This is a genomic window from Streptomyces pactum, assembly GCF_016031615.1.
Classification (GTDB): Bacteria; Actinomycetota; Actinomycetes; order Streptomycetales; family Streptomycetaceae; genus Streptomyces; species Streptomyces pactus.
The window spans coordinates 1,405,361-1,417,884 of sequence record NZ_JACYXC010000001.1; the positions used below are offsets into that span (position 1 = coordinate 1,405,361).

6 protein-coding genes are annotated in these 12,524 nt (G+C 71.2%); 2 read left to right on the forward strand and 4 right to left on the reverse strand.

All coding sequences use genetic code 11. The features are described from left to right. Positions 1 to 38: 38 nt before the first annotated feature. Positions 39 to 1,259 (forward strand): FUSC family protein, encoded by a 1,221-nt coding sequence (locus IHE55_RS05620; protein ID WP_197988018.1) that lies wholly within the window; start codon positions 39 to 41, stop codon positions 1,257 to 1,259. Positions 1,260 to 1,438: 179 nt separating this feature from the next. Beyond that, complete coding sequence (locus tag IHE55_RS05625) at positions 1,439 to 2,383, forward strand: DUF3800 domain-containing protein (RefSeq protein ID WP_197988019.1); 945 nt, start codon at positions 1,439 to 1,441, stop codon at positions 2,381 to 2,383. On the opposite strand, the gene IHE55_RS05630 is transcribed toward IHE55_RS05625, so the two are convergent. Genes IHE55_RS05630 through IHE55_RS05645 form a run of 4 tightly spaced genes read right to left on the reverse strand, consistent with a single transcriptional unit; the run spans position 2,376 to position 12,500 of the window. Further along, a complete protein-coding gene (locus IHE55_RS05630; RefSeq protein WP_197988020.1) occupies positions 2,376 to 4,499 on the reverse strand; it encodes a DEAD/DEAH box helicase in 2,124 nt (707 codons plus the stop codon). The two genes, IHE55_RS05625 and IHE55_RS05630, sit on opposite strands and share 8 nt — an antisense overlap. After that, positions 4,496 to 5,827 (reverse strand): BREX system ATP-binding protein BrxD, encoded by a 1,332-nt coding sequence (gene brxD / locus IHE55_RS05635; RefSeq protein WP_197988021.1) that lies wholly within the window; start codon positions 5,825 to 5,827, stop codon positions 4,496 to 4,498. The genes IHE55_RS05630 and brxD overlap by 4 nt, the downstream gene beginning before the upstream one ends. After that, positions 5,824 to 8,589 carry a BREX-2 system phosphatase PglZ gene (gene pglZ / locus IHE55_RS05640; RefSeq protein ID WP_197988022.1) on the reverse strand — a complete coding sequence of 922 codons (2,766 nt, stop codon included), beginning with the start codon at positions 8,587 to 8,589 and terminating at the stop codon, positions 5,824 to 5,826. Before pglZ ends, brxD begins: the two co-directional genes overlap by 4 nt. Then, entirely contained in the window at positions 8,589 to 12,500 is a 3,912-nt protein-coding gene (locus IHE55_RS05645) for a DUF6079 family protein (protein WP_197988023.1), read from the reverse strand. The genes pglZ and IHE55_RS05645 overlap by 1 nt, the downstream gene beginning before the upstream one ends. Positions 12,501 to 12,524: the final 24 nt, after the last annotated feature.

Genomic DNA, 12,524 nt, shown 5'->3' on the forward strand with positions numbered 1-12,524 from the left:
GCCGGCATTTCGGGTGTCTGCCCGGCCCGCGAACGGGAATGAGCAGAAACGTGCCAGATGTGTCCGATCCCGTAGCAAAGCTCATCAGACGCGGTCGCCACCCCACGGTGGTGCAGGCCCTCCGTTCCACGGCCGCCGCGACGATCTCCTATGTCGTCGCGCTGCAGCTGAGCAACGAACCGGCCCCGCTGACCGCGCCGCTGACCGCCCTCCTGGTCGTGCAGGTCACCCTGTTCGCCACCCTCACCACGGGCATCCGCCGGGTGAACTCGGTGGTGACCGGCGTGCTCATCGCCAGCGGCTTCAGCGCCCTGGTGGGCCTGACCTGGTGGAGCCTGGGCCTGATCATCCTCGCCTCGCTGATGGTGGGTCACATCGTGCGGGTGAGCGAGTTCGTCCCCGAGGTCGCGATCAGCGCCATGCTGGTCCTAGGCGTCACCCAGGTGGCCAACACCGCCTGGGACCGGGTGCTGGAGACCCTCATCGGCGCCGTGGTCGGCCTGCTGTTCAACTTCCTCTTCGCCCCGCCGGTGTGGGTGCAGACCGCCGGCGAATCGATCGAGGACCTCGGCAGGCGACTGCGCACCCTGCTGCTCCACATGGGCGAGGAGCTCGGCGCGCACACCCCGGTCGAACGGGCCGCCGCCCGGCTCCACGAGGCCCGCCGGCTCGACAACGACGTGGCCGAGGTGGACGCCGCCCTCCGCCAGGCGGAGGACAGCCTGCGGCTCAACCCCCGGGTCAAGGAGGGGCTGCTCCACCGGGTGGTGCTGCGCACCGGGCTGGACACCCTGGAGATCTGCACCGTGGTGCTGCGGGTGCTCGCCCGGTCCCTCACCGACCTGGCCAAGCACCGCACCGACGAGCCGCTCTTCCCGCAGGACGTGGCGGACGCGCTGGAGGAGCTGTTCCGGCATGTGGCCGCCGCGGTGGAGAACTTCGCCGCCCTGGTCACCACCCAGGTCACCGCCAACGCCGAGGAGGCGGAGACCCGCCTCTCCGTCGAGCTGGAGGCCGCCGCGACGGCCCGGGAGAACGCCGCTCAGCTGCTGCTCCGCCGGGTCCAGCAGCACCCGCGCCAGTGGCAGCTGCACGGCGCCCTGCTCGCCGAGGTGGACCGCATCCTGGACGAGCTCGACATGGAGCACCGCGCCGTCCGCCTGATGGAGGAACTGGACCGCAGCGCCCGCGAACAGCGCGAGCGCTTCCCCCTGCTCGACCGCTTCCGCCGCCTGGTGCGCGGCGACGAGGCGGCGTGAGGAGGGCGGGCCCGGTCCAGCCGGCCGCATCGGCGAACCCGACTTGTCAGCCGTCCCCACGCTGCATACGCTGCGGACAGAACGAATAACCCGCTGCGACCGGCCTGGCCGGCGTGGCACCTCCTATGGCCGTCCCCAGGGTTCTGGGGTCGGCCATAGTGTTTTCACCAGGGGGGACGTTGTACCTGTGCTATTTCGATGAAGCCGGCAACGGACAGGTGGTCACGGCGGAGAAACCCGATTCGCAGCCCGCGATGGTCATCGGTGGCTTCGCCGTCCCCGAAGCTCGTCTCCATGCCCTGGTCCGGGGTTTCATGGAGCTGAAGCGGAGCTACATGCCGTGCCTGGCCAAGGAGGGCGTGCGGCCTCTGCAAGTGATCCGGCACGAGTTGAAGGGCGACACCGTGCGGAGGAAGTACCGCCACGGTGGCCGTAACCACGCTCGCTGGGCGGACCGACTCATCAGCGACCTCCTGTCCTTGCTGGAGGAGCACGACTGTCGTGTGCTCGCGCGTGCCTGGGTGCTGCGGGAGGACACGGTCAACGATGCGGAGGGCATGTACCTGTCCTCGGTGCGTTCCCTCTGCGAGGACTTCGAGCACTACCTCGCCCAGCGCGGCGGGCAGGGCGTCGCGGTGCTCGACAGCCGCAGCTATGTGAAGAACGTCAAGAACGTCGACTGCGTCACCGCGGAGAAGTTCCGCCAGGGTGCCGATCGCCTGCCCCACCTCGCCGAAGCGCCGGTGTTCGGACACAGTGACACCCATGCGGGTCTGCAGATCGCCGACCTGGTGGTGTGGGGCATCCTCTTTCCCGCAGTCTGCACGACTTACGCCGACGATCTGACCTGGAACGTCCACTGCCACCCGGGACATGCCGCAGCCCGCGAGCACTGCCCCCGGCTGGGCCGGTTGCAGTATCGCTACGAGGTCCGGCCGGGCAAGTGGACCGGTGGCGTGGTGGTATCCGACCAGCGCGGTCACAGGTCCGCGCGGGAACTGTTCACCCAGAGTGGAGACCTGTCGAACGGCGTTCCCGCTCCCGCACGCCCCGCCGACGAGGTCCTCGCTCCCGTCACCGCGGAGCCTCCTTCCGCGGCAGGCCTGGCGGAAACCGTCAGCTGAAATCCGTCACGAATCGGACGGGTTCGGCGAGAACCGCCTTGGCTCCCTCGAAGTCCGCGAGGCGCATGGCCAGTGTCGCCCGGGCGAGCCGGGCCGGCAGGGCTTCGGCGAATTTCAGCCCCCGCACCGCCCTGTCATCCACATCGGGCAGACAGAGGTGTTCCGCCGAATCGGCCACCGCCTGCTTCCACACCTGCGGAGTGACCTCCTCGCGCAGCCGTATCCAGCAACCGTTGGTCTGCTGCGCCGGCGCGGTCACGGCACCGAGGGTCGCGGCCAGGGTGGCGTTCGTCCGGTGCCCGGCCCAGGTCCACCACTGCAGATGCCCGGTCGCACTCCGGGCGATCACCGTGCCGCCCGGATGGACGTGCTGGAGGAAGTGGTCCCGGGCTTCCGCGAGGCAGGCCACCGCCCGTTTGGTCAGCACGACGGGCGGGTCGGCTCCCAGGAGCACCTCCCGAGCGGCACGGACCAAGGCGAACGATGCGCCGCGGTCGAAGCCCGCACCGCTCCACTTGGCCTTGCCCCCGCCGTCCGCCGGCTCGACGAAGCACCTCTTGCGGCGCCAGTCGATGTACGTCACCAGCCAGCTACGTCCCGCCAGGAGCAGTTTCCGCGGACCCTGGACCTCCTCGGTCAGCAGATCGGGATCGGTTCTGCCGATCTCCCTCCGTCCGTGCACCACGGTGAACTGCGGCGGCGAGGTGAAGACGGCGGTGAGGTTCATGAAGTGCCGGTGGCCGAAGCGGCGCTCCGTCTCCGGGCCGATGAACAGCATTCCACCGTCCTGGTCCAGGTAGCCCTCCTCCACCAGGTGCCGGACGATCAGGTGGGCCGCGGCACCGAAGTGGTTGAGGCCGTTCCAGGCTTCCTGCCACAGGCGATCACCGATCCGGTGCTCCTGGAGGCACAGCGCGAGCACCTGCTGGGCGGCGATGTGCCGCGGCTCGGGCGGTGCGAGCACCGGCTCCACCCAGCCCCGTGACCACTGGAGCAACAGCGCAGCGGCAGCCAGCAGGCCGGCTTCGTCCAAGGCCAGGAAGAGGCAGTTGCGAGTGGTGCCCGCCCGGCGCCCGGTGCGCCCGAGCCGCTGCAGGAAGGAGGCGACGGTGGCAGGCGCGTCGATCTGGATGACCCGGTCCAAGTCCCCGACGTCGATGCCGAGCTCCAGAGTGCTGGTGGAGACGATGACGCAGTCACGTGCCTCGGCGAACGCCTGCTCGGCACGCCGCCGCTCGTCCACCGAGAGGGAGGCGTGGGAGAGGAAGGTGGTCACCCCCTTGATGAGAAGCTTTTCCCCCAGCTCCTCCACCAGCTTCCGGGACTCGCAGAAGACCAGCCGCTTCTCGCCGCGGTGGAGTGCCGCGATGACGGTGGCCGCATTGTCGACGGAACCGACGTAGTCCAGCTGGATGTCACCGGGCGGCAGCGCCCCGGGGGTCGGCTGCGGCTCGCTGAGGTGGGGTGCCACCACGCGGGCGGGCCGTTTGCCGGCCCCGGATCCCTGGAGCCAGTGGAGCAGGTCCTCCGGGTTCCCCACCGTCGCGGACAGGCCGACCCGCTGTACGGGACGGCCCACGACCCGCTGGAGACGTTCGAGTACGGCGAGCAGGTGCCAGCCACGGTCGTCCCCGGCGAAGGCGTGCACCTCGTCGATGACGATGGAACGCAGACCGGAGAAGAACGACGCGTGGTCGACATTGGCACTGACCAGCATGGCTTCCAGCGACTCGGGGGTGGTCAGCAGCACGTCGGGGCGATTGGCCAGGATCTTCTTGCGGTGGGTCGCGGTGACATCCCCGTGCCACAGCGCCGCTGTCCGGCCCAGCCATGCGGTGTAGGTCTCCAACCGGGGCAGCAGGTTGTTGAGCAGGGCTTTGAGCGGGCAGACGTAGAGCACCGAGGTGCCCGTCCACCGCTCGGCCGCCATCCTCGACAGCAGGGGGAACGACGCCGCCTCGGTCTTGCCGCCCGCCGTCGGCGCGAGCAGCACCGCGTCCTCACCCGCCATCAGGGGAGCGACGGCCTCCTGCTGGAGCGGCCGGAGCCCGGGCCAGCCCAGAGTGTTGACGATGTGGTGAACGAGGGCCGGGTCGAGCTCCTCGACGCCGGTCACGGCAGCTCCAGCTCGATGTCGTCCGCTGCGGAGGCCGCGGCGTTGCGTTCGACCTCGTTCAGCTCGGCGCCGGACACGGTGAGCGCGTAGTGCCGCCGCGGGTCGAAGTCCCCGAACTCGTCGACCCGGTCGAGAACATCGGCCACGAGCTTGCGCAGGAAGAGCCGTGGCGCGACCCCGACCTTTCCGCCGAGTCCTCCGGTCACGGCGGTGGCCAGTTCCCCGATGTAGGCGTCGTCCACCCGGTCCGCGATCCGCTGCGGGTTCCTGGCCGCGCCCGCGTAGAGGTCACGTACCCCGCGCCCCAGCTCGCCGAGCTTCACCAGGTCGAACCCGGGTAGCCGCAGCTGTACGGCGCGCGGGGAGTCGAAGCGGGGGTCGGTGGTGAAGTCGGTGGCCAGCCGCTGCGCCAGCGGAGGCAGCCGCTGGGCTCCCTGCTGCCCGTCGTAGAACGCCGGTGTTCCGGTGATGACCAGGAAGAGGCCGGGGAAGCGGCCCGCGTCGATCTCGTCCAGCAGCTGCCGCAGGGCGTTGAGGCCCTTCTCCCGTACGTCGCCCCGGACCCGCTGCAGGGTCTCGATCTCGTCGAGGACCAGCAGCAGCCCCGGGTGACCACAGTCCCGGAGGACGGTGAGCAGCCCCTGGAGGAAACCGAGCGCCGCGAAGTGGTCCAGTTCGCCCCGCACCCCGGCAGCCTTGCGTGCCGAGGCCGCCACCGACTTCTGTCCGCCGAGCCAGGCGATCAGCGCCTCGGCGGTGGCTCCGTCACCGGCGGTGACGGCCTGCCGATAACCGCGCAGCGCCGCGGAGAAGGCCGGCGTGGTACGGGCCACGTCGGCCAGCCGGCGCTCCATCAGGTCCTCCACGCCCCGGGCCAGCGCCTCCGTGTCCTCCTCGTCCACCTCCCCCGCGTCGAGCACCTCCTCCTCGAGGGTGTAGAACCACGAGTCGACGATGGCACGCAGGGCGCTCGGCTGGTGGGTGGCGGTGGACAGCCGTTCGGTGAGACGCCGGTAGACCGTCTCCAGCCGGTGCAGCGGCGTCTCCGTCTCGGAGATCTGCACCTCGGCGGTGGCGAGACCGGCGCGCTTGGCCCGCTCGGCGAGCCACCGGGCGAAGAAGGTCTTTCCCGAGCCGTACTCACCTCGGATGGCGTGGAAGGCCGAGCCCCCGCGGGACACCGTGGCGATGTCCTCGTCCAGGGCATCCCGGAAGCGGTCCAGGCCGACCGCGAAGAGGTCCAATCCGGCCTGCGGCACCGTTCCCCGCCGCAGGGCGTCGACAACTTCGCGGCGGCGTGCCGCGCTCACCTGGGCCGGGGCGGTCACGGGCGGGATCCTTCCAGGAGGAACTGTTCGCGGAGCAGGGGTACGTCCAGCTTGACGGTGTGGCCGGCGTCGATGAAACCGAGCACCGGGTACCCCTCGACGTTCAGCAGCCGCTGCACGGTGGCGATGAAGCCGTCGACATTGCGCTTCACCCGTCCGGTGGCGGAGATGGCGGCGGCCAGGGCCGCCGGCGACATGGTGCCGCCGGCCGCGGCGAGCGCGTCGATGACGGCGGCCACCACCTTGGCCTCGGGCGCCTTGCGGACGTACTCCTTCTGGGCGAGATAGACGTCGCTCGCCACGATCTTGGTCCCCAGGGTGCCCGGCGGCGGCTGCGGCGTCGAGTCCTCCCTGACGACCTCGGCCTCGGCGAACAGCCCCTCACCGGCGGGCTTCGGGCGCCGCCTGACCGGCTTCTGGCTGACCGGGCCGGGGGCGGCGGTCTCGCTCACCACGTCCTCGACCGGTCGGGTCCCGGCCCACCAGGACGGTGTCGCGAGTTCTCTGGGGAGCACCTCCCAGCCCTTGGGCAGGAGCTCCCGGGACGGCAGCAGCGCCAGCAGCGGGACGGTGATCTCGGCCAAGGACGCGCCTCCGTGGTACCCGGCCTTGCGGGGGGTGTAGCGGATGTCCTCACGCCACGCGGCGACGATCGTTCCACCGCCCTCCAGCACTCGTGGGCCGGACAGCTCCACCTCGCCCTCGCCCGCCGTGCCGGTGCGCCAGCGCGCGGATTCCGCACCTGTCACCGGATGCGGGCCGGCGCCTCCGCCGCGCTCCAGCACATGCCCGTGATCGGCGACGAGCAGCACCGGCCGGCCAAAGCTCTTGGCGGCGTCGAGAAGCTCCCGCAGGAAGGTGACGTCCCTGATACCCCACTGGGTACGGTCGCCCTGCGCACCGTGGTCGAGCGCGTCGTCGATGGTGTTGAGCACCACGCCCACCACCACCTCATCACGGCCCAGGGCCGCGACCAGTTCCTCGGAGAGCCGGTGCCCGGCCTCGCCGTCTATCGACGCCTTGTGGAACAGCACGCCCTCACGGCGGCGCTGCCTCCAGTAGTCGGCGAAGCCGGCCGCCTCCACGGACTGGCCTCCGTTGGCGGGACGTCCGGTGAGCAACGACGCCCTGCTGACGCGGGTCACGGACGGCAGCATGGAGACGGCCGCAAGCCGCTGTGGCGGCCGTCCCGCCGACGGGGTGGGCACCGCCTCCACCCAGCCCAGGCGTTCCGCCTCCTCACCGAGTTGCACCGCCACCGCGCTGCTCATCCCGTCCAGCAGCAGCACCAGCGGCGAGGTCACACCGCACAGCGGTGTCGCTGCTTCGGTCAGCACGTTCTCCACGAGCAGGCAGTCTCCTGGTGCGTGAACGGACGCGATACGCGTCCAGCCCGCGAGCCGCCCCGCGAACTGCTCGTCAAGCGCGTCCCTGCGGGCCCTCGCGCGGTCGTACAGCGCCCGGTACTCCTGGCCCGCCACCGGATCACCGGCCGGGTCGCCCTCCCAGAGCACGGCGAGTGCCCGGTCGACCCAGCCCCACTCGGCCAGATGCGTGCGGACCCCGGCCGCCACCGACTCCACCGGCGCCGGCGGAGAGGCCAGCCAGCGTGCGACCCGGACCGCCATGGCGGCGGCGGCGATCCGGTCCCCGTGCAGGGTGGCGAGGGCATGGTCGCGCAGCGTGCCCAACGCGGACTCGGCCGCGTCCGGCGAGCGGCGGAGCAGCGAGGCGACCTCGCGGAGCTGGGCGGTGAAGCTGGACAGCAGGAACCGGCTCGTGCGCAGCGCGCCCGTCAGCCCGGCCTCCGCGGCGAGCCGGTCGGCGCGGTCGATGACCGAGAGCACCCGCTCCCGGGCGGCCGGAGCACTGCGCGCCTCACCGATCCACCGGGTCAGCGTCCCGGCGACCGCGCTACTGAACGCCATCAGGTCGGTGGTGCGCTGGACCTGGCCGAAGAGTCCGCCCACGGCGAGCATGGTGTCCCGGTCGGTGGCCGGGTCGGCGAGCACCGAGCCGAGGAGTCCCAGTGCCATGGCGTCGTTGCCGCGCCCCGCCTCGACCAGCGACATCAGGACCGGAACGGCCGCACCGGCGGTGTCGTGGAGCCACTTCTTCAGCTCCTCGCGCTCGGCGGTGCCGAGTTCGGCGAAGCGGGTGGGGCCGGACGGGGTGCGCGACCAGGTGAGCAGGGCGTCGGCGTCGATGGTGATGTCGGTGACCGCCCGCGCCTCGCCCGCCGTGGGGTGCCCGAGGCCGAGCCGTGCCACCAGCAGGGCGCGGAGCGCGGTGTCGCGGGTGAGGACGGAGCCCACGCGCGGCCAGCCGTCGTGTGGCTCGGCGTCGATCAGCGCTTCCAGCAGCCAACTCTCCCGGTACATCCGCGCGTCCAGGTCCCGCGCGCCGAACCGCTGCTTGACGATCTCGGCGTTCTCCACGGTGAGGGCGCGGCGGCGCACCGCGTGCCCCCGCAGGTCCCAGCCGAGCTGGTCGTCCCCGACGCCGGTGGTCACCACTAGCAGTTCGTCGCCGGTGGTCGCCTGGTGCCGCTGCCAGGCGTCCACGATGCCGAGCACGGACGTCTGGTCGGTGACCCGCACCCGGCGCGGTTCCCCGCCGATCTGGACCGTGAACTCCTCCGGCGCCGCGGCCGGGTAGTGGCCGCGGATCAGCACCAGCCGCCGTTCGCCCAGGCTCGGACCATGGGTGTTCAGCAGCGCCTCGATGGTGCGGCGGTTGACCTGGGGCGGGGCGGCGACCATCAGCGGTCGGCCTCCTCACCGGCCGGCTGCCGTCCGTCGGACGGAAGCGGACGCCAGGTGATCTCGATCGGCACGCCGGGATGTGCTTCGAGGTAGGAGCGGATCTCGTCGCGCACATCGGTGATGGCCTCGGCGAGAAGCGACTCGACGCGGGTCGGTTCCTCCGCGTTCAGCACATGCGGGGCCGTCGGCCCGGCGGCCGTCCCGGGAGCGGGGACCGGCACGGTCGCCTCGCTCCGTCCGGCTTCCGACCGCGGCGGTACCGCGGACGGAACGGCCGGTGTCCCGTGCCGCGTCAGGCTGATGTCATCCGGTCCCGGCATGGTGGGCTCGGGCACCGGCGGCCGGGCCACGCTGGCGAGCTGGGCCACCTCGTTGACCAGAGCGAGCGCCTGGTCCTGGAGCTGGCTGAGCACCGGCACCAGGGACCGGGCCTGCTCGTGGTCGTCGGCCGTCTCGCGCAGCAGCGCGATCAGCCGCTCGGCCTTGTCCCCGACCCCGTCGTCCCGTCCGGCGAAACCGCGGACGCTCCGCAGCAGCTTCCAGTTGGTGTCGTCGAGTGCCCGCAGCACCTCAGGCGCCTGCTTGATCGCGGCGCCGATCTCCTGGTCCGTCACGTCGTACGAGACCGCCGCCAGCTCCTTCACCAGCGGCGTCGCGTCGCTGGTCCGGGCCAGCCGGGCCAGCAGATCCGCCGCGGCCCGGGTGGACCGCATCCGCGGGGCGTCCGCACCGCTCAGCCCGAGGTCGGCGGCGTGCTTGTCCAGCGACCGCCACACCCCGCTCACCGCCTGGCCGTGCGCGGTGGCCACCTCGCGGACCTTGGTGGCCAGTGCCGATACGTTCCGCGCGAAGAGCACCGGCCGCGTCGAGACGCCGAAGACGGCCGCCGCCCGGGCGCGGGCGGCCGTGAACTCCTCCGGGGTGGGCAGCTCCACCGCGCGCAGCCCGTACCCGCCCCCGATGCGCTCCAGCTCCGGTGCCTGCGCCACGGGAGTGGTCTGGAACGTCCACGTGCGGTCGTCCAGCAGCGCGTAGGTGGCGATGATCAGGTTGGCGATGTTCTTCTCCAGCCCGGTGTAGCCGAGTTCGGTGATCCAGCGGCGGATCTGCTCCACCGACAGCTCGGACCCCGCCTTGGCCTCCGCGGCCTTCTGGTTGATCCTCAGCCGCCAGTCGTTGAGCAGGTTGAGCGGTCCGTCGTGGACCTCGCCGAGTCCGAGCGGGTGCACGATCCGCTTGACCACGGGGAGCTGGTGCCGGTCCACGACGACACGGCGCTCACCGTCCTCCATGGCCCGGCCGATCCACTCCAGCGCGGTCCGCAACTCTCGTGTGGTGACCGGCTTCCGGGTGAGGCCCGGGTCGAAGTCGGGATGCTTGGGATAAAGCGCGGCGAACATCCCGTCGCTGAGCGCGTAGAGGTTCTGCTCGAAGCTCAGGCCCGCCTGCGGCTTCGGGTTGCCGTACGCCGGCTCCAGCGACCACACGTGCTGGCTGTCCGGCACCTCCGCCCCGACGCTGCCCGGGTCGGGCTTGCTGATGCCGTAGAGCTGCTGCAGTACGGCGGTGAGCTGGGAGGTGAGGTTCTCGCTCTGCGCCTTGAGCTGGTGCCGGATCTGCACCCGCTCATCCGCGGACTTGGTGGCGGTGTGGTCGTCGAGGCGGTCCCGCTCCAGCAGGTAATTGATCTTCAGGAGCCGTCCCAGCTGGTTCGACTTCTGTTCGGAGAAGAAGTCCGGCAGCCAGACGATCGTCGGCGCGTACCTGCCGGCCTGCTTCAGCCCCTCCACCCGGCGCACGTCGTCGCTGGGGAAGTGCTTGTCGTCGAAGGGGTAGTCGAAGACGAACCGGATGTTGCCGTCCGTCTGGGGCTGGAACTGCTCGTCGGGCAGGTGCGGGTCGCAGACGTTGCCGAAGACGAACTCCGCGGTGCGCTTCGTCCCCCGCCAGACGATCTCCCGTTCGCAGATGAACGGCTGGGTGTCCTGGATGCCGAGCGCGGTCCACAGCTGGTCCTTCACCCACTGCCGCCGCTTGCCGAGGTTGTCCTCGCTGCTCACCTGGTCGAGGATCGGCTCGATGTCGAGGTCGGAGAGATGGAGGTGGAAGACCGGGTCCGACTCGCCCTCGCTGCGCAGTTCGCCGAACTCGCCCTGCAGCTCGCGCAGCCGCTTGACCGCCACCGACCCGGCCGAGCCGAGCCGCACCTTGATGGAGCCGTGGTTGAGCGCCGCCAGCCGCTCGCCGGTCAGCCGGGCGAGGGCGGGGACGTTTGGGGCCAGCGCGGCGAGCAACAGCGTCTTGATCAGCCGCTCGTCGCCCTTGAACCGGGTGTCGTCCTCCGACCCGTACTTCTGCAGCAGGTACGCCCGCACCCGGTCGTGGAAGCGCTTGGCGGTCTCGGCCTCCCGGCGCAGCCGGGCGGTGAATGCCTCACCCGTACCGTCGAGGATCACGTCCCACAGGTCGCCCAGCGGGATCAGCTCGCCGAGCCGCAGGTCGTCGCGGCGCCGCCGCAGCGTCTCCTGCACCAGCTTCAGACCGGTCCGTTCGCGCTGCAGCGCGCCGGAGAGCTCCACCAGCACGTTGAGGAAGGCGGGCGAGAGCGGGTAGAGGGCCCGGAAGTCCTCCCAGGTGGCCTCGGTCCGCCCGTGGGCGTCGAGCAGCACCTGCCGCACCTCGTCCTTGGAGGACTCCACCACCTCGAAGGCCGAGTCCCGGTCGGCCTCCCGCCCCGGCTTCGGGGCGAGCACCCGGTGCTTGATGATCTCGATGAGGTTGCTGTCCTCCAGATCGACCACGTCGATGCGGCCGGCGAGGTACTCGACCTGCTGCTCCAGGTTCTGCACGTCGGCGCCGGCCACGTCGGTGCCGATCAGTTGGGACAGGTCGCGCTGGCGGGAGATGAAGGAGACGATCGGCACCGGCCGGTCGCTGTCCCCCGACTCGATCAGCTTGACCAGCCGCTGCACCTGGTCGCGGACGAAGTCCTGCTCCCCCATGTGCGCCTGCAGCCAGAGGATCAGCTCGTCGAGGAAGAGGACGATGCCGTCGTAGCCGAGCGACTTGGCGTGCCGGGAGATCACCGCCAGGCCGTTCTCCAGCGGCAGGAAGGCGTCCTTGTCGCCGCGTGCACCGGTGGCGTACGAGGCCATCGGCCCGGAGAGCAGCGCCGACACCAGCGCCTCGCGGTACGGGTCGCCGGCCGGCGCGTCGAAGGCCCGGTCCAGGTCGGCGGGGGTCCAGCCACCGGCGGCCGGGGCGCCGGCCACCTCCTCCAGGCCGCTGGCGTCGAGGTCGTCCTCCTCCTCGACGGCGATGACGGCACCGCCGGGGGCGACGGCCGCGGCACCGGCTCCCAGCCACTCGATGAACTTCCGGTCGTCGGCGAGGAACCGCCGCTGCCGGCGCGCGTCCGCGAGGGCGGAGTCCGCACGGTACACCGCGGGGGTGGGCATGTCCGGGTGCTTCTTGTGCACGGCGGCCACATAGCCGCCCAGCAGTGCCGAGTCCAGGTCGGTGGAGCCGACCAGGTGGTAGGGCACCATCAGGAACTTCTTCTGCCGCAGCCAGTCGTCGTGCTCGGCGATGACCTCCTGCAGCCGGGGCTTGGCGCGGGCCGCCGGGTGGTTGTTGAGCACCGCGTGCAGCACGGTGAGGAAGTGGCTCTTACCGGCACCGAACGAGCCGTGGAGGTACGCGGCGTGCGGGTCACCGGTGCGCATCGACTTCCCGACGATGCCCAGGGCCTTCCGGAACGCCTTCTGGAGCTGGTCGGTGACCACGTACTCCACGACCCGGGCGTCCGTCTCGGTGAAGCCCTGGGAGAGCTCCACCTTGAAGTCGCCGGCATGGACGTCTTCCTTGATGTCGATGACATCGCGCAGGAAGAGCTCGCTCGTGGACATCAGGCTCTCGTTCCTCACTCGGCA